The sequence below is a fragment of the Psychrobacter sp. CX21 genome (assembly GCF_057396255.1).
Genome location: NZ_JBXYJG010000003.1, coordinates 65020 through 84022, shown reverse-complemented (window position 1 = coordinate 84022; position 19003 = coordinate 65020). Strand labels below are relative to the sequence as shown.

General features: G+C 39.0%; 15 protein-coding genes. 5 read left to right on the top strand and 10 right to left on the bottom strand.

The features are described from left to right. Window positions 1-480 precede the first annotated feature (480 nt). The 4 genes from AC2SLP_RS02815 to AC2SLP_RS02800 form a co-directional block, all read right to left on the bottom strand. The gene (locus AC2SLP_RS02815; protein ID WP_486535123.1) at window positions 481-1854 is read right to left on the bottom strand and encodes a hypothetical protein; all 1374 of its coding nucleotides are present in this window, start codon (window positions 1852-1854) and stop codon (window positions 481-483) included. Beyond that, on the bottom strand, window positions 1851-3287 hold the full coding sequence (locus tag AC2SLP_RS02810) for an McrB family protein (RefSeq protein WP_486535122.1): 1437 nt from the start codon (window positions 3285-3287) through the stop codon (window positions 1851-1853). The genes AC2SLP_RS02815 and AC2SLP_RS02810 overlap by 4 nt, the downstream gene beginning before the upstream one ends. 481 nt (window positions 3288-3768) lie before the next feature. Continuing rightward, window positions 3769-4014 (bottom strand): YheV family putative metal-binding protein, encoded by a 246-nt coding sequence (locus tag AC2SLP_RS02805; protein WP_486535121.1) that lies wholly within the window; start codon window positions 4012-4014, stop codon window positions 3769-3771. 1 nt (window position 4015) lies between these two features. After that, window positions 4016-6223 (bottom strand): M3 family metallopeptidase, encoded by a 2208-nt coding sequence (locus tag AC2SLP_RS02800; protein WP_486535120.1) that lies wholly within the window; start codon window positions 6221-6223, stop codon window positions 4016-4018. A gap of 638 nt (window positions 6224-6861) precedes the next feature. Between AC2SLP_RS02800 and AC2SLP_RS02795 the strand changes: the two genes are divergently transcribed. The 3 genes from AC2SLP_RS02795 to AC2SLP_RS02785 all read left to right on the top strand — a co-directional run bounded on the left by AC2SLP_RS02795 (window position 6862) and on the right by AC2SLP_RS02785 (window position 9877). Continuing rightward, a complete protein-coding gene (locus AC2SLP_RS02795; RefSeq protein ID WP_486535119.1) occupies window positions 6862-7974 on the top strand; it encodes an AOC03_06830 family ribosome hibernation factor in 1113 nt (370 codons plus the stop codon). Between the two features lie 254 nt (window positions 7975-8228). Continuing rightward, window positions 8229-9044, top strand: a complete 816-nt coding sequence (locus tag AC2SLP_RS02790; protein ID WP_486535118.1) for a glutathione S-transferase N-terminal domain-containing protein — start codon at window positions 8229-8231, stop codon at window positions 9042-9044. A 77-nt stretch (window positions 9045-9121) separates the two neighbouring features. Further along, on the top strand, window positions 9122-9877 hold the full coding sequence (locus tag AC2SLP_RS02785) for an endonuclease/exonuclease/phosphatase family protein (RefSeq protein WP_486535117.1): 756 nt from the start codon (window positions 9122-9124) through the stop codon (window positions 9875-9877). A 126-nt stretch (window positions 9878-10003) separates the two neighbouring features. Here the strand turns inward: AC2SLP_RS02785 and AC2SLP_RS02780 are convergent, their stop codons facing one another. From AC2SLP_RS02780 to AC2SLP_RS02770, 3 genes are all read right to left on the bottom strand, one after another. Beyond that, window positions 10004-10222: a dodecin family protein gene (locus tag AC2SLP_RS02780; protein ID WP_486535116.1), complete on the bottom strand. Its 219-nt coding sequence runs from the start codon at window positions 10220-10222 to the stop codon at window positions 10004-10006. A 329-nt stretch (window positions 10223-10551) separates the two neighbouring features. Continuing rightward, entirely contained in the window at window positions 10552-12846 is a 2295-nt protein-coding gene (rnr, locus tag AC2SLP_RS02775; protein ID WP_486535115.1) for a ribonuclease R, read from the bottom strand. Window positions 12847-13380: 534 nt separating this feature from the next. Then, window positions 13381-13611: an HP1242/YdcH family protein gene (locus AC2SLP_RS02770; RefSeq protein WP_486535114.1), complete on the bottom strand. Its 231-nt coding sequence runs from the start codon at window positions 13609-13611 to the stop codon at window positions 13381-13383. 548 nt (window positions 13612-14159) lie between these two features. Here AC2SLP_RS02770 and ahpF point away from each other — a divergent pair. Continuing rightward, window positions 14160-15734: an alkyl hydroperoxide reductase subunit F gene (gene ahpF / locus AC2SLP_RS02765; protein WP_486535113.1), complete on the top strand. Its 1575-nt coding sequence runs from the start codon at window positions 14160-14162 to the stop codon at window positions 15732-15734. A gap of 411 nt (window positions 15735-16145) precedes the next feature. Here the strand turns inward: ahpF and AC2SLP_RS02760 are convergent, their stop codons facing one another. Then, window positions 16146-16937, bottom strand: coding sequence for a glutathione S-transferase (locus AC2SLP_RS02760; protein ID WP_486535112.1), 792 nt, complete (start codon window positions 16935-16937; stop codon window positions 16146-16148). 186 nt (window positions 16938-17123) lie between these two features. Between AC2SLP_RS02760 and AC2SLP_RS02755 the strand changes: the two genes are divergently transcribed. Further along, window positions 17124-18002 (top strand): LysR family transcriptional regulator, encoded by an 879-nt coding sequence (locus AC2SLP_RS02755; RefSeq protein WP_486535111.1) that lies wholly within the window; start codon window positions 17124-17126, stop codon window positions 18000-18002. On the opposite strand, the gene AC2SLP_RS02750 is transcribed toward AC2SLP_RS02755, so the two are convergent. Together AC2SLP_RS02750 and AC2SLP_RS02745 are read right to left on the bottom strand one after the other, a co-directional pair. After that, entirely contained in the window at window positions 17999-18331 is a 333-nt protein-coding gene (locus AC2SLP_RS02750) for a protein tyrosine phosphatase family protein (protein ID WP_486535110.1), read from the bottom strand. The two genes, AC2SLP_RS02755 and AC2SLP_RS02750, sit on opposite strands and share 4 nt — an antisense overlap. Before the next feature lie 183 nt (window positions 18332-18514). Beyond that, window positions 18515-18841 (bottom strand): beta-lactamase hydrolase domain-containing protein, encoded by a 327-nt coding sequence (locus AC2SLP_RS02745; protein WP_486535109.1) that lies wholly within the window; start codon window positions 18839-18841, stop codon window positions 18515-18517. Window positions 18842-19003 lie beyond the last annotated feature (162 nt).

Genomic DNA, 19003 nt, shown 5'->3' with positions numbered 1-19003 from the left:
TATAAATCCTATTCTTAATCTTAAGTTGGTAGGGTGTCGCCATGCGCACCTATTGCATTGAATAAACTAAATGGTGCGCGGGGCGCACCCTACGGGACTTGTAGACAATTTTAGTAGCTGGCATTTATTCAAATAAGTTTATTTGCTTAAAAGTTTTTTCAAAATTATCTAAAGCAATCGTAGCGTGGGTGTAACCCTGCGAAACCCACGTATTAAAATCCCTAGTATTAGCGCTAACGTTACTGTAGCTGTATTTTCAATGACCTGTAGAGGCTTATCCGAACTCTTAATGAACCTGTTAGACCACTAAAATAACCTAAAATCAATACTAAACTTGAAAACGGTTGGTAAGGTTAGTGTCGAGGTAACGAGACCCAACAAATTATAAATTAAAACCGTTGGGTGTCGTTCCTTCACCCACCCTTAGTGCTAATGTAATTACTTGCACTTAGTATTTTCCCCTGCATATCATAGTCAAATTTATCGGTTTGTTATTCTTTTTTGAATAGCATTTAGCTCATTTATCAGTAGTTTCTTTGTTTCGTTGATGCTATCTTTTTTTAAAGGTACGCCTAAAATTAATATTGTATTTGTCGCTTCGTTTATACCGCTTTTGAATCGGATAGTTTTCAATTCAATTTGGTCGGAAGGGTAACAAAGAAAACCGAATTTAGAGTCAGTCTTACTGAATGAAGAGTAGGCCATTATTTGATGTAAGTCGTGTCTATGATCTTCTTTAAGAAGTTCACTTTGGCCAAACTTATTGTATAAATTCGATTTGTATTTGGCATCTATAAAAACTAAAACATTACCCTTCTGAAAAATTGCGTCTGGCTCGATATGCTTTTGCTCCCAGGAGTAATGCTTTGAAGTCCTAGAATGAAATTTAAAGTTTGAATAAAGTGTTCCGCCTGTTTCTTTTGCAGCCTCTTTAAAAATATGTTGAATAAATTTTTCGAATACATCTGAAAAGTCCACACGCCAAGCTGTGCTATCTACAAGCTTAAAGTTTAAAATTCTATTAGCTTGCTCCTTGCAAGCTTTCACAGAAGGACTATCTGAAAATCGGATTGTAATTTTCTTGGTTACTTTTGGTTTATGATAATATAATCGCTCTTCAAGGAAACTTATTTTGTTTCGCAAGGTGTTCTTAATTCTCTGCGGTGTATTTGCTGAAAATAATTCGCTTTTACAAATATCAAAGACGTATCTAATTTCTGAGTATTCAGTGTGAAACTCGTTCAATACATTTGTTCTTGCTGGAAATTTCAACTTATTTTCTACTTTGAATTCGTTGGTAATGTATTTAGTCCAATTGATTTGACCAGTAGGCTGGATTGTCACTTTTTCAATGTTATCAAACTTTCTCCAACAACTCATTGACAGTTTTTCAAGAGATGTTATAAAATTTACAGCCTCTAAATACAGTGGAGGCCTGAAATTCTTACCTGATGCTAATGGCAAACTGTCAATTACCTCTGGGCTAATTTCATTTCCAAGCAGATTAAGTATTTCAATATAGTCCTCAAATCTATCACGTCCAGTAAACCGAGGCATAACTACAAAATCACCGATCTGCTTTCCTGTGTCAGAAGCCCTCAAAGGAATAGAGCCTATGAAACCTGATGAACGGAATGTTAGTGCCGTGCTTTGGTCTGTACCAATTATGTATGGTTGAACACCCAGGAAGTTAAAATATTCAGAGTTGTATTCAATAAATTTTTGGAGGTATTGCCCGATAATTCTTTTGTCTGCAGACTTGAACCATTTTTTTTGTAAAGCTATTCCAGCCAACTGTCTTGATTGTTCAGTTAGGCAAGGGATTTCACAAAAAACATCTAAATACTTTGTCATTCGAATAGTGATAAATTTATTCTTGTAGAGAAATAATTATTGAATTCTTCTTTCGCATTTCGCAAAAGACCTTCTTGTAAATACTCTTTAATCAAAGGGAATATTTCGTAACGAATACGATTTTCCATTTCGTCTTCAGAGTTAGCGATAAAATATCCTTCTCCAGGCTGGAGGTTTAACTCAGAGCTCGATGCATACCAATTAAAAATTTCCTCAATGACAGCAAAGTCTTCCTTAAAGAAAAACTCTTCTTCATTAATTTTATTTACAGATACATTTCCAATTCTTTTACTTGGTCCAATAATTACTTGAGGTGTTTTGCTATACCAAGCAAATCGTCGTCGTAATGCAAAGTCAACAACTGCTAAACTTCTGTCGGCAGTGTTCATTGTAGCAATCACAGATAAGTTTTCGGGAAGATTCGTTATTTGAAAATTTGGTGCTATCTCAATTTCAACATTCGAAACCTCCATTTTATGTTCAAATAGATAAAAAATTGGTCCCAATACATTTGAGAGATTAGCTCTGTTTATTTCGTCAATTATTAAGATTACTTTTTCATTGATGTGTTCAACGGCATATTTTAATGCCTTTGAGAAGCTGCCTAAGTTTTCTTTGTATCTCAATTCTTCTTTTTCTGTGTCAGGTCTGATTCCGTAAATAAAATCGGAGTAACTTGTCTCTGCGTGGAATTGGGTGAAGAAGGTTTTGGCTCCTAATGTTTTTGCAATATTTTTTGCGATTCTTGTTTTACCAGTACCTGGAGGTCCTTGAAGAACTATGTATTTTCTTTGGTTTAAGAGATTTTTTATTTCTTCTGTCTCATCAATTGTTTCTGTCTTTAAAAATGTCTCTAAAGCTTCTGAAACTGCTTTCCTATGGTCTTTATTGGAAGGCCAGTCTCTAAGTTTCGCATAACCAGCTAAAAAGGCTGAAATAAGTTGCTTTCCTTCTTCGCTTTCTGGATCGTCAACGATTTGACAGGCTGGTAAAACTTTAGTGTAAGTTTTGATTGTGTTTTTAATGTGTTGTAGGTCCTGGCTACCTGTAATCGATTTTGGCAAACTAGTTTCGATGTCTGAAAAATCTGATTTACAAAACCCTCTTTCGTCAGTCAATTTTGAAAACAACCTTCTCAATCCAGGATAAGTAGCAAGTTCATAATCATTTCTAAAACCGCTTGAACCAATCCCAAGACATACTAACCAGGGTTTGTTTTGGTCGTTTGGAAAAATTGTCAAAGAAAAGTCGTGAAAAGGTCCTGACGCCTCTTCCTCTGGATGGATAAACCCAAAATAAGCTCCATTATCTTTAAGTGCTTCTTGTCCGGTGTTGTTTCGTTCAACATAAGGCTTATTGAATTCATTGTCTGTCTTTGCACCGAATTGTTCAGCTTTTTCTTTTATGAATTGTCTAATGTTTTCTATATTCATATTTATACTTCAGAATTAATTTAATGTGCCTAGTAATATCCCCATGAACTAAAATATTACGTTCATCGGACGTACAAGTTATTATGTTAGTTTATTAAGATATTAATAGTTATTGAATGGACAAGCAAGAAACAGCTGGGCTAAAAGTGTAAGCTTAAAGGCGTGGTTAGCTTTTTTCTGAGTATGTAGGGAAGTGTAGTGGCATAATTAATTTAGACACCTTTTAAGAGGGTATACTAACCTAAAAAAGGATAACACCATGACCCAACAATACAGCAAGGTTTTTGTGTGAGGGACGAGCACCGAGTAACGCCATGCAAAGTAGACTAACCATAACTCGCATATTTCTCCCTCTCTAAAATGCTCCGATGTTGAGGCTAGTCTTTTTCTTTTCAATATTTATCTTAGGTAAGAAAGTCGCCCACAAAAAAAGGGCTGAACGCCCTTTTTTGTTCTTATAGCTAAAAACCTACTTCAAAGCCTATTCTAAAAACTTCACCTTACCCGACGTGCCTGTAGACATCGCATCATTGGCTAAGCTGTTTTTCTCGGCAATCTCATCTGGATCAGGACGGCGCTCAACATGACCACACTGAGTGCATTCAATGTATTCGTCCGGTTCAGGCTCAAAGATTTGAACCTGAACCACAGCATCCATTGTCTGACATTTAGGACAAGCCACGCCGGCTAAAAACTGACGTTTGGGGCGATTTGATTGATAACGCATTTTAGGCCACCTCGTCTGCATCGACAAAGCCGCCATGACGTAGTAGGGCGTCAATACTGGCTTCACGGCCTCTGAAGTTTTCAAAGTTAGTTTTAGCCGGTAAGCTACCGCCGACGGCTAAGATATTGTCGCGGAAAGCTTGACCGGTGTCTGCGTTAAACACCCCTTCTTCTTCAAAGCGACTGAACGCATCGGCCGATAGCAACTCTGCCCATTTATAAGAATAATAGCCTGCCGCATACCCGCCAGCAAAGATATGACTAAAGCCATTTGCAAATCGGTTGTAATTAGGCGTATCCATAACGGCAACATCTTCTCGTACTTGATCTAAAGTAGCTAAGATGCCCTGATAATCAAGGGCAGGTGTCTTGGCATGAATGAGTAAGTCAAACAAAGCGAACTCAATTTGACGCAACGTTTGCATACCGCTTTGGAAGTTTTTGGCAGCCAATAAAGCCTCAAGCTTGTCTTTCGGCAGTGGCTCACCACTATCCACATGAGCACTGATTAGGTTAATGCCTTCTGAATCCCAAGCCCAGTTTTCCAAAAACTGACTGGGCAGCTCAACGGCGTCCCATTCAACGCCATTAACCCCTGCCACATCTCCCACGCTAACTTCAGTTAACAAATGATGTAGTCCATGACCAAACTCATGGAATAAGGTCAATACTTCATTATGGGTCAGTAAGCTAGGTTTATCTGCTGTAGGCGGCGTAAAGTTACCGACCATAAAGCATACAGGCAGCTGCGAATAAGCGTCATTCGTGCCAGCGTACTCATAACGAGCTTGGAAACCACTCATCCATGCGCCGCCCCGTTTGCCGCTACGCGCATATAGGTCGAAGTAAAAACCGCCTATAAGGTGCTCTTTACCCGCTTCATTGGTATCAAATAATTGATAAAAACGAACGTCTTCATGCCACAAAGCGACTTTGTCAGACATTTCGACCGCTCGGATACCAAATAGCTTATTAACGATATCGAATAAACCCTCAATCACTTTAGGCAGTGGGAAGTAAGGACGAATCTCTTCTTGAGACAGTTTAAATTTGGCTTGTTTCACCTTTTCGGCCAAATAGGCAGTATCCCAAGGTTGAATCTCATTAATACCTTGAGTGGCAGCTTCTTCTTGAAGTTGTTGTAAGTCGCGTTTGGCAGCAGGTTCAGCCTTTTTGGCCAAATCACGTAAGAAGCGTTCAACTTGAGAGGGGCTATCTGCCATTTTGCGAGATAGCGACACTTCTGCATAATTGTCATAACCTAACAGCTCAGATTTTTGAGCGCGTAAGGCCATGATGTCCGCCATAACTTGACTGTTATCTAATGACTCACCTTTGTTGTTTTGATGCTTATCAAATTCAGAGGCACGCGTAACATAGGCTTTATATAAGGTCTGACGCAGCTCACGATCGTCTGCATGGGTCATGACTGCCAAATAAACTGGAATATCTAATGTCGCCACAAAAAGTGGCTCATCGCTTTGAGCCTGTTCGGAGTCAGGGTTTTTGGTTTTATATTGCTCCCCAGCCGCCTGTAACATAGCCAGACCACTTTGGGTTAAACCAGATAGTTGCTCTTTAGTTAAAGGTAGCGCATAGGCTTGGGTAGCATCTAAAATATTATCTGAGAACTTAGCTGATAAAGTAGAAAGTTTACTTTGAATGTCTGCATACTCACTTTGTTTATCAGCTTCTAAAGCGACGCCTGATAATTCAAAACTTTGTATAGCCAATTCAATGGCACGTTTGCGCGCATCGTCTAAGCTGTCAAATAGCTCTTTATCATGCTTAATGGTTTGATAGCGCTGATAAAGAGGTTTGTTCTGACCCACACGAGTACTAAAAGCAGATAGTAAAGGCAGCATTTCATGGTGTACTTCGCGAATGTCTTCGTTACTCATTACACTATTAATATGGGATAAAACACCCCAACTACGATCTAAGCTTAAGCCAATATGATCAAATTCTATAATGTCATCTAAAGCTTGCTTGGCAGGCTGAGGTTGCACACTAGACTTTTGTGCATGAGGCTTAATTTTGTGAAACTCAGATTTATGAGACTCAGCTTCATGGTCTAGGTTGTCCAAAAAGGCATTACCAGATTTAATTGCGTGTTGTATTTGAGTCTTTAGCTGTTCTGGCGTGACTTTATCAAAGTCGACTAAATTTAACTTTGGGTCTATCTCTGTAGATTGAAAAGTGGTTTGCATATTGGAGTCCATCACATTGAATTTGATTTATTTTAATTTTCGATTTATAAAGTTGTTTTTTATATACGTGTTTTTTATATAAGACTTTGCAGATAGCTTGTTAAAAGCACAACAGTTTCAAAATTATAGTCATACCGATTATAGCCATACATAATAAGTTTAGAAATAAATTAAAAGGGTATCTATAACTATTGTGTCTGTCTCTAATTATTGCAAGTCATGTGAAACAGCTATTGAGAGTAAATTAACCATTAAATACTGTATTTGGTTTCATAAAATAGCTAACGCCTAATCAACGAATTATATTGGTTACATAACCATGACAAGAACCGACATAGTGCCAAAATTGTTTACAATCATTCTATAGCAAGGGCAGACACTCATTGTTAGAGTCGTATTTGAGCTGAGTTAATTAGCTACTCGATTAACTATTTAATCAATTAAATTTTGATCAATTTAATAATGCTATGTAAGAGTATCGCTAATAATAAAATAAAACAGAAAAAAGTTTACTGCATTTTTAATGACTGATTTTTAATCTTAAATTAAACTTATTATATTAATAATTAACGATCAATATTTAATAATAAAGTTAGTGTTTTAATACCTATAAATCAACTATAACAAAGGATTATTCTATGAAAGCGACATTGAAAAGTTTACGTGAAACAACTGCAAATCCAGCAGTTAGTATCTTTGTTAAAACTCATCGTACGTATCCTAATAATGAGCAAGACCATATTGCCCTAAAAAATCAATTAAAAGTTGCTGAAGAGCGCATCACTACTGAATATGATAAGCATGTAGCGAGCACTATTTTAGAAAAGATTCATGCCAAGACGGATGAACTAGATCATAACTATAATTTAGATACCTTAGCTATTTTCGCAAGTGTTGATGATGTGAAAGTGCTGCGTCTTCCTTTTGATGCAAAAGAGCGTGTTATTATTGATGAGCATTTTGCGACTCGTGATTTAGTTCGTGATATGGCAAGCTCAGTTCATTACTATACTGTTGTTCTTGGTCGGGATCAGACACGCTTAATTGAAGCAGCAAACAGCCGTGTGGTTAAAGAGTTTGATGAACACTCTCCTGAACAACAAAATATGGTCAATATTGCATTTCCTATCGAAAACAATAGTCTATATAAGACAGGTGATGGGGGTTCTGATCGCTCTTCTAATAATGAGGACAGTGCGCGTAGAGAATATTTCAACCGCGTTGACAAAAGTGTTCAGGAGCTTTGGGGCGAGCATCAGATGCCTTTAGTATTGGTAGGTGACACACGCAATATTAGTTATTATAAAGAAGTCTGTGACCGTCCTGAGAACATCATTGGTTCAGTATCAAACGTAACTAAGCTTGAAGACGGTAGTGCGCAGCACATTATTGACGGGGTTCAAGAAGCCGTTGAAGCTTATCGTACCTTACTACATGAAGAAGCACTGGGTGAGATTGATAAAGCCCGCGGCGCTGATATGCTGGTAACAGATTTGCAAGAAGTTTACCGTTCTGCCTTCCAAGGTGCTGGTGAGACGCTATATTTACGTAAAGGCTACATGCAACCTGCTAAAATTGACGAGAAAGCTCAGACTCTAACCCTTGCGGATGATCCTGCTGGTGAAGGCGTAACCGATGATGCTTTGAGTGTCATTATTGAGCACGTGATGCATAATGGTGGTAAAGTTGTCTTCATCCCACAAGAAATTATGGGTGAGGATCTACCAGTAGCCTTAGTAACTCGTTATTAAGCGTTATTTGTAAATAACTTTAGTTTCATTCATTAAGGGTTTCATTCAGTAAGGGTCTCGTTCAGTAAGGGTTTTATTTTTAAGATTATAATTAAGCCGTGTTATTTAGCTTTTAATTAGCCTGTTGTTGAATGACCCTTAAGCGCTGATAGTGATGGTTTTATAATCATTAAACTATCAGCGCTTTTTAATAAGTTAATGGTCAGAACGGTTAGGTACACCATAATAAATAAAATTTATATAGAGGGCTCAACATGCTTATACCAAATAATAAAATAGGCCACAGTATAAAGAGCTCCCAAGCGCTGCTATCTACATTTATGCGCGTGGGTTTGGGAATGATGGGTACCGCTCATCCTCTACAACCTGAGAAACCGTTGATACTTTATGAATTTGAAGCCTGCCCTTTTTGCAGGCGAGTACGTGAAGTAATGACCCATCTTAATCTTGATTATGAAAGCCGTCCTAGTCCTCATGGCGGGCATGTGTATCGAGATGAGCTAAAAGCTAAGACGGGGAAGACGCAAGTGCCCTATCTGATAGATGAAAATACGGGTGAGGGACTTTTAGAATCTCAAGAGATTATTGATTATTTGTTTGCGCACTATAGTAAAGAGGGACGCACACCGAGAAAATTTGAACCAAGTAAGTTAGTAGGGGGTGCAGGTGTATTAAACTCTGCTGCAAGTATGGTATCGATGCTGCGTGGGATGAAAGCTTATCAAGCGCAGAATAATAGAGCACGAGGAAAGCCTGAACAGCTCTTAGAATTATATGGCTTTGAAGCGAGTCCTTTTTGCCGATTGGTACGAGAACAATTAAGCGCGCTTGAAATTAGCTATATCAACCATAACGTGGCCCGCGAGCAGCTACAAGATATTGGTAGCTCCAGTACACGTTTGGGTATGGGGGAGTACAAGCCCGTCAAAGGCGGTAAGCGGGAACGCATTATGCAAGAAGTAATGAATGGTAAAATCCAAGTACCGTATCTCATCGACCCAAACACCAATACAAAAATGTTTGAATCAAAAGGGATTATAACTTACCTTCATAACACTTATTCAAAATGAGCATTCCTAAAACGATTTATGCATAAATAGTCATTAACCACATAGGGATAAGACCTAATAATTGGATTTATATTTTTATGAAAAGTATTACCATCACCAGCTATAACATTCATAAAGGTATGTCGCCTTTGAACCGTCAAGTGGTTACTCAAAAGATTGGTGCGGCATTGCGTGAGCACAACCCTGATATCCTTTGTTTACAAGAAGTACAGGGTCAGAATTTAAAGCGTATGGTTAAGTACAACGAATATCCAAATCAGTCGCAGCATGAGTGGTTCGGCGAGTTTTTAGATTGCCAGCAAAGCTACGGTAAAAACTCTGAATATAATCATGGGCACCACGGTAACGCTGTGCTTAGTCGTCATCCGCTTGATCCGAAGCATAATGTGAATATAACGGTCAATAAGCTTGAGCAGCGCGGTGTCTTACATTGTGAGGTACACCCAGAGGGATGGGAGCAGCCCGTAATTGTTCTATGTGCCCATCTGAACTTGCTTGAAATTGATAGACAGAAACAATACAAAGCCATTGCGGACTACGTGAATGACAGCGATTTAATTAATGATGACATGCCGCTTATCTTAGCGGGTGACTTTAATGATTGGAAAAAGAACTCGTGTGAACAACTTGCGGTTGAACTAAATATGACAGAAGTATTCATGCACCTACATCATAAATTGTTACCTACCTTTCCTGCCCGTATGCCGATCCTTAGCTTAGATCGTATTTACGTTCGTAACTTAAAGGTGAAACGCGCTTGGGTGCATAAGGGTAAGCCATGGTCTGAATTGTCCGATCATTTGCCCATCAGCGCAGAGTTAACGCTAGCTTAGAAAAAGAGAATAAAAAATACCGCTATCTTAGATAGCGGTATCTTCTCTTCACTTTTCACAACCTTATAAAATAATTGAGTCTAAAATAGAAAAGCGATTATAAAATAAAAAAACTAAATTAGGCGATTAACCCATATCTTCACTGCCATCGATCACAAAGCTTACAATCATGATCACATGGTATGAGCTGATATTTCCGTCAGATACACCGACTTTCTGTTCTTTAACCCAAGCGCCTTGAACATTATTTACTGTCTTTGAAACTTGAGCGATACCTTTTTGAATGGCATCTTCAAAGCTTTTGGTTGAGGTACTGCTGACTTCAATATTCTTAGCAACTGTCATTATATAATTCCTTTTATGTGGTTAACTTTCTTATTAATAAAACAGCGTTTAGTCAAATACTATTTATTTAAACGCCGAATGTCATGTAGGAGACTTAAGCATCATCTGTTATCTTACTCATTATAAGACTTAATATAACGTTAATCTCATATCTGAGCTCAATGTTATGACTCACATCACTGTCATTGATTGGTACTGATAACAATAAGTAGCAATTTGTCTACCTAAGTATCATTCTAACATTATTACAATGAACATCATAATAGGTATAAAGTTGAGATTAAGTTATAGGTCTGTAAGTCAAACTTAACTATACTCAACAATACTTATTAGCTTTTAGGTTTGGCTTTATTCCTGCTTCGTCCGCTACGTCGACGTGCAGGTTTTTTATCAGCAGCCGACTGCGCAGAATTAGTCTTGGCTTTGCCATCCTTTTTAGATTGATTCATGGCACTGGCTTTAAGCTTAGCCACCAAATCAAAGTCAATCTGCAATAAGTCCATATTTACCCCAGCGACTTTGATTCGTACCATGTCACCAAGTCCAAAGAGGTTGCCTTTATCTTTACCGATAAGCTGCTGCTGCTTTTCATCATAAACGAAGTAATCATCACCAACGTTTGAGATATGCACCAAACCATCAATAAATAGCTCGGTTAAATTCACAAACAAACCAAAGCTGGTAACGGCCGTCACCACACCATCAAACTCTTCGCCCACATGATCTTTCATATAGTGACACTTAAGCCAGCTTTCGACAAAGCGTGAGGCTTTTTCTGCGCGGCGTTCTGTTTCAGAAGTTTGTTGTCCTGCTTCTTCTAGCGTAAAGTCCATAACTGGCTGCTTTTTACCAGTTACTTTTGATTTAATAGCACGGTGCAGCATCAAGTCAGGATAACGACGAATGGGCGAGGTAAAGTGCGAATACTCATCGTAGGCCAGTCCAAAGTGTCCAATATTATCAGGCGAGTAGTTCGCCTGCATCATGGAGCGAAGTAGCATACTGTGAATACTAACGGCATCTGGACGCTCTTTGGTGGCTTCTATAAAGCGTTTGAAGTCAGCCTGAGTTGGGTTCTCTTCTGGGAAGCTTATACCGAAGTTTTTGGCGTATTCATGTACCATACGCGACTTTTCAGCATCCGGCTTATCATGGTTGCGATATAGAACAGGCAACTCATGCTTCAGCGCAAAGTTTGCCGCGCAAGTGTTGGCAAGTAACATTAACTCTTCAATAAGTTTGTGCGAGTCGCCACGGGTACGAGGTACAATCGCATCAATACCACCTTCTTCATTAAACTTAATATACGTTTCAGGGGTTTCAAACTCCATAGCATTGCGCTGTTCGCGTTTTTTAACCAATGCTTTATACAACTGGTGCATGTTATCGATGGACTTTTTAACGTCTTTATTGCCCGTAAGCGATTCAGGAACGTTGTCCATATCGCCATCAAAATAACTATTCACTTGATTGTAAGTCAAACGCGCTTTGGAGTGCATGACAGAGGGGTAGAATTCATAACCTGTGATGTTACCAGCACGAGACAGTTTAATATCTGCCACCATACACAAACGGTCAACGTCTGGGTTTAATGAGCACAGTCCATTTGATAAAACCTCAGGCAACATCGGCACCACATGATGCGGGAAATATACCGAAGTACCCCGCTCAAAAGCTTCATGATCTAAAGCAGAGTTTGGCGTCACATAATGACTGACATCTGCAATAGCCACAACCACTCTAAAGTTGCCTCCTGAGCGTTTTTCAGCATATACGGCGTCATCAAAATCGCGTGAATCTTCACCATCAATCGTTACCATCGGTAATTGACGAATGTCGGTACGACCTTTGATTTCTTTTTCAGTAGGCTCACTATAGCTATTGGCCTGCTTTAAAGCGCTTTTACTAAATTCATGCGGGATATCGTAGTTCAGTAATGTGGTTTCGATGATCACTTCACGGTCGTTGTCATCGTCCATCACCTCGACAATTTTACCTGTCGCAAATTCGTGCTGGTTTGGCCAATCGATGATATCAACTTTGACTGGCATACCAGGCTTCGCTGACACACCGTCTACATTTTCGGCCGTTACCGTAATCGGTTGATGATTATTGGGGCTGGCAAGACTAACCGTATAGCCTTCTTCATCGTGCTCAAGTGTACCAATAAACTGGGTTTGTTGACGCTCGGTCACGTCCACAATACGGCCTTCCATACGCCCGCGATTGTCGGTTGAGGTAGCAATTGCATCGACCGTATCGCCGTTAAATACCCAGCGCATTTGCTTTTCGTGCAAAAACAAATCTGGCATGTCATTCAACACAACAAAACCAAAGCCCTTAGCGTGCGCTGATACATCGCCGCTAACGACATCATCTTTGGTTACAGCGCGATACTTATTAGGCCTACCTTCACGATTAATCTGACCATCACGGGTCATCGCTTTTAGTCGATTGCCTAAAGCATCAAACTGATCTTCATTGTCGATATCAAAAGTTTCAGCGAGCTGTTTGTGTGTAAGCTCTCCCTTTTCCCCAAGCGTTTGCATAATAAGCAACCGGCTAGGAATCGGGTTATCATAGTTTTGAGCTTCTTGTTTAGCGTTTGGATCATTCCAGGACATAGCGTACCGTTTAAGTTATTTATATTTTATGTGTAAGCGTAAAGGGAGTCGCATCCCTAGACTAAGTAGATTAGATTATTTTGTGATAATCAAAATTAGATATTTGAATAATTATTCTATAGAGAAGACGTTAAAAGTATGTGAAAGACCAAATAAAAAATCTGATGTCAGGTTATTAAGGCTATATTAACACAAAAAATAGGGTAATAAGTATGCTCACCTATCATGCTACACGTTAACAAACGTAAGCGAAAAGTAAATGAAATGATAGGTTTTTAGATTATGAGCAAATTATTCTGCATGGGCGAAGCTCTAAAAGTATAACGTAATGAGTTGGCCCATAGGTTTAACAGACCCTAATACCCCGCTTACAAACAGTCTTCTAATCTTATAAGACTATATAGGCGTTTGTATGGTATTCAAGGCTTAACGCCTGATTTAAATAAAAAAGCCCAATTCTTAAGAACTGAGCTTTAGATGTATTTCAAACTTTTGGTATTAAGCGCTCAAATAAAAAGACGCTCAAACGTCATATTATTTATTTTCATGGCTTTTTTCATCTAAATAACGACCAATCTCATCTTTAAGAGACAGTTTACGACGTTTCATTTCATCAATTTCGTTTTCGCGGCTTGTTGACTTTACAACATCATTTTCAAGCTTATTGATTTCTGTATCTAAATCATTATGCTCTTTAAACATTTTTTGGAAATGCGTATCAGATTGCTTAAGCTCAGTAATTAAATCACGATGTTCATGAAACATAGACGAATCCTTATTATTAATTTCTTAATGAATACAGATGTCGATACTCTATGGCTAAGCCATAACAGCATGCATCCACAGGTTAAATACAACACTATAATTCTTATGAATCTGCTATAAATTGTACCCAAAATCAACACTAAAAACCATCTTAAAAAGTAAATGCTGCATACATAACAATACGGCGTGACAACCTAGCACGTAAAACAATCAGTATTAAAGAGTCTATACGATCTATTCAATAAGCACTCATTGTTTTGAAATATAAAACATTAAACATTGTAAGTTTAGTTTTATAAATCATAGAATTTGAGTTTACCTGTTTGAGCTTTTGACTAATAAGCATGATAATAGTGGCATAGCAAAGATAGCTGCATTAAAGCTGTCCGATAAAATAGACATACCTTCTTTAGTGATTCATATTGAGTTTAAACAAGACTTGTGGTTATCAGACCATTAAAATAATGAATAACGCTCTGATACTTCATGCTTTATTTTAACAAATGACTAGATTGTGAATTAAGAACTAAAAAAATTAGGAGCCACAAATGTTAGACCAAAGTTTATTAGATGCTGTGAAAAGCTATAGTGAAAACATGACCCGTCCGATTAGTTTTGTTATTGGACAAGGTGAGCATGAGAAAAAAGCGGAACTGGTTGATTTTTTGAGCAAAATCGCAGGGACGACTGACAAAATTAATTTTGATGAAAATAATACGGATGACACCTTACCTAGTCCAATTAGCTTTAAAATAACCACCGAAGATGAAGACAGCGCTGTAGAAACAGGTATCGTATTTAGCGGTATTCCAGGCGGTCATGAGTTTACGTCTTTAATATTGGCTATTCTTCAAGCGGGCGGTCATACCTTAAAGCTTGATGAAAGTATCCAAAGCATGGTGAAGCGTATTGCACACCCGCTCAAATTCCAAACGTATGTGTCGCTATCTTGTCATAACTGTCCAGAAGTGGTACAGGCATTAAACCAGTTTGCGCTATTAAACGATGGTATTAGTAATGAGATGATTGATGGTGGCTTGTTCCAAGAGCAAGTAGAAGCCAACAATATTCAAGGTGTTCCTGCTGTCTTCTTAAACGGCAAACCATTCTTAAATGGTAAAGTTGATACCGCACGTATTATTGACAAACTACAACAAGAATACCCAGACCTACTGTCTGCTGCAGACGATGCTGAACAGTTAGAGCGTCAAGATGTCACCGTGATTGGTGGTGGCCCAGCAGGGGTAGCCTCAGCGATTTATAGTGCACGTAAGGGTCTTAAAGTGACTATCGTCGCAGATCGAATTGGCGGTCAAGTTAAAGACACTCAAAGTATTGAGAACTTGATTTCAGTACCCCTAACCACAGGTAGTGAGCTGTCGGCTAACTTTGAAAAACATCTTGCTGAGTATGAGATAACTATCAAAGAGCATGTGAGTGTCAAAGAGCTGAGTGAAACGCAAGATGAAAACTATAACATTCACTTAAACACCGGCGAGCAGTTTGAAACCCGCAGTATCATTATCGCGACAGGTGCCCAGTGGCGTAAGCTTGGCGTACCAGGTGAAGAAGAAAACATTGGTAGTGGCGTAGCCTACTGCCCACACTGTGATGGCCCATTCTTTAAAGGTAAAGACATTGCCGTCGTCGGTGGGGGTAACTCAGGTATCGAAGCGGCGCTAGACTTAGCAGGTATCGTGAAAAACGTTACCGTATTTGAATTCGCAGATGACTTAAAGGCGGATCAGGTACTGATTAATAAAGCTAAAGAGACGAGTAATATTAGCATTATTACCTCGGCTGCCACTCAAGAGATTAAAGCGGCTGATGGTAAAGTCAAATCAATAGTCTATCAAGACCGCAGCTCTGGTGAAACCAAAGAGCAGGATTTATCGGCGGTATTCGTACAGATAGGTTTGGTGCCAAACTCAGACTTTATCAAAGGGTTTGTGGATGTAAACCGCTTTGGCGAGATTGAAATTGACGAAGCGTGTAAGACGGATCGCAGAGGTATCTTCGCAGCCGGTGACGTGACGACCGTGCCATTTAAGCAAATCAACATTGCGATGGGCGAGGGGTCAAAAGCGGCGCTATCTGCTTATGAATACCTAGTAATGCAATAAGCTTTTGATAACAACTTAGATGAATCTAAAACCACCTTAGCTTTAACGAGCTTGGGTGGTTTTTTTGTAGCTTGTCTCGCCATCCACTTGTATCTGCCTTGTCAATGGCGTGCAGACTATCGTGGCCAGAGGCATTACTGTTGCCTCGATACTGCCTCTAGCCACAGTCTGCAACGCCATTGTCGTCAGCAGGATACCGCTCCTGTCAAGGCTAAACCGCACCTGTGAGGCGAGGTTAGCTGTAAGTATTAGTGCTTAACTACTAGGTCATCCGGATTTGCCTATAGTCTGTGATAGGTGTATTGAGCACACTAGATTAAGCTATATAAAAAGGGTTATTTAGAGTTTTTAGCTATGCAATAAACTCGATAACGTTGTAAGTCTCCCTTATATAGAGTCAAAAAATTATATTTAACCTCCCAAAACTCCCTCAAAACTTAATATCTCACCTGCCTCATCTTTCTCAATAACACGAATCTCTTGCAAAGCATCCTCTATCCAGCTCTGTATATGCGGATTATTGAGCATAACCTTCATATATTGTTTGGTCGTCGCTCGCAAGTTTATCCCAGAGTTATCCATGTAGGTTTTTAGGCGCAACACGACAGGGGCATAAAACGCATCGGCAATAGTAAATCTACCAAACAAATAGCTACCCTCAGATTCAGATAAAGCGTTATGCTGTAAGCATTGTTGAAAAATATCTTCGATACGCTCTAAGTCTGCCAGACATGCTTCACTAGGCTTAACTTTTACTGTAGCTCGAATATTCATCGGCATCTCATTACGTACCCCCATAAAGCCAGAATGCATTTCGCTGACGATACTTTGGCAAAAAGCGCGTTGTTTTTGTTGTGTACTGTCTTTGAGATTCAAATCAGCTTTATCCATATCCGCCCTATTCAGCCCTGACCAAATATCTAAATCAGTCAAATAATCATTAGCGAACAAGCCTATAGCGAGACTGTCAGTAATGGCAATCTGGCTACTAATATCTTGATGGCTAGCGTCATCTTTATTTATTACCAATATAGGCACTTTACGAGTGGCCGAGTATTTATCAAGTACAGGTTTATTTGAATCATCGAATAATTGGATAAGCTGTTCGTCAAACTGGATATCAAACCCTTTTAGTAGTAGCCAACCACGTAATGACCAGGAGGAATAGTTTTTGTTGCCAATGATAAGTAAGGGATTACTCATAGTGAAACGCTCTTTTAGTCAGTTTGAATGTAGGGACAGTATGTCTATTTTATTTAACACTTAACAAACGCAAAATTCTGATATGACCTATAAGTAAAATTAAGGGGCGTAAGCCATTTAACCTATTTAAGTGTGCTAAAGTTGATAGATCAAGCGTTAATAAACCGAAAATTAAGAAGAGCTAATATGGATATAGAAGCCATACGGTGTTTTATAGCGGTGGTTGAGACAGGTAGCTATACAAAGGCGGCAATGCAAGTGCATCGTAGCCAAAGTGCGGTGAGTCAAAAAATGAATAAACTGTCAGAGCAGATGGGCAAAACATTATTTACTCAATCTGGGCGATGGTTAGAACTGACCGAAGATGGTAAGTTTTTTCTTAGTTATGCAAGGCATATTATTAGCCTTTATGATGATGCCATGCGCCAAATGCGAGAAAGCAAAAATGTAATACGTCCGCTACGGTTGGGATGTCCTGATGACTATGTTGAAAACATTTTGCCAAGCGTATTAGCACTTATCCAGCAAGTTATGCCAGATATGCCTGTCATTGTCAGTTGTCATAACTCTTTAAGATTACGAGAACTGATTGCCGCGAATGAATTAGATATAGCGATTGTATCAAGAGGTTCTGCTAAGGAAGCAGGACATTTTATAGATGAAGCTCAAGGTGTGTGGGCGTTTAACGGCAATCGTGAAAGTTTGAATACTATATATAAGGAAAAAAAGTGTGTACCTTTAGTGTTGTTTGATGAAAGTTGTCATTTTCATCATGCGGCGGTACAAGGATTGAGTCAAATAAATATTGCGAGCCAAATTGTTTGTAGCACCAATAGCGTTGGCACGATAAAAAGCTTGGTGATGGTTGGTCAAGGGATTACCGTCGTTGCCAAATGTAGCATTGGAGATATGGTCTTGCTCAATAAAGAGAATAACCCATTACCGTTTAGTCTACCCAAAATGCCCAGTGTAGTTATTGAAATGGTCACCGCAGCAAACGCCCATCCAAACTTTGGACGGGCGCAGCTAAAAGAAGTCTGTGATAGATATATCAAACACGTTTAGTCGTCAAGCTTGTCCATTTTTCTAGCCGCTTCATACAAGCCATTGGATCGATTACCCGTACGACAAAACATTAAGATAGGCTGTTCTGCTTCATTGAAATAATCGGCAAAGTCTTCAACATGCTGAATGTTAAGCTCGCTACCCGCAAATGTAATTTCTTTATAAGCCAGTCCTGCTTTTTTGGCTGCCGCTTCTATATCAGCACTGGTTGGCTGGTCTGGGGCTTCACCATCTGGGCGGTTATTAATAATGGTTTTAAAACCTTGGTCGGCAATTTCTTGAACTTGTTCTGGTGTTATTTGTCCTGCAAAACTAACTTGATGTGCCATATGTTTAGTCCTTTTAATCGTTTGATAATGGAGAGTAGGTAAATTTTTTGATTTAAGGTTTTGAGCTAAAAGGTTTTTCTGAATGTTCTAGCTCGATGTCTTTAGCTCGATGTCTTTAGCTTAATGTTTCTGGCTTTATAATTCTAATTCAGTGTTTCTAATTCAGTACTTCTCATTCAGTACTTATAGCAAACCTTGCATGATTGCGCTTTGATATAGCAATTTCGCCCGAGCACCTGATCCGCAAAATAACATAATAGGTTTCGGCATTTTATGATATTGCTCAGCAAAGCGCGTAATAGTGGCGCAGCTTAACCGCTCTTCGTCATAAGGGATATAGCAGTAAGCTAAATTGGCTTGCGAGGCGGCAGAATTCAAGGTGTCGCTTGCAGGCTGGTTGTGTACCTCGTTATCAGGACGGACGTTTATGATAGAGCGATAGCCTAGATCAAATAGTTTACGACACTGGACAGGATATATTTGTTTGTAGATGGTTAAAGAGTCGGTCATATTTTTAGCATTATTATTAAAGTATTGAGTTATTATTTAAATAAGGGAAGATTAACTTAAAATTTGTGGCGTCATTAAAGCATAGGAACAGTGAGTAGTCAGTAGTCATTAATTATATGCACCTAAACTATGCTCGCACTTGTCACCATAAATAGCAATCTC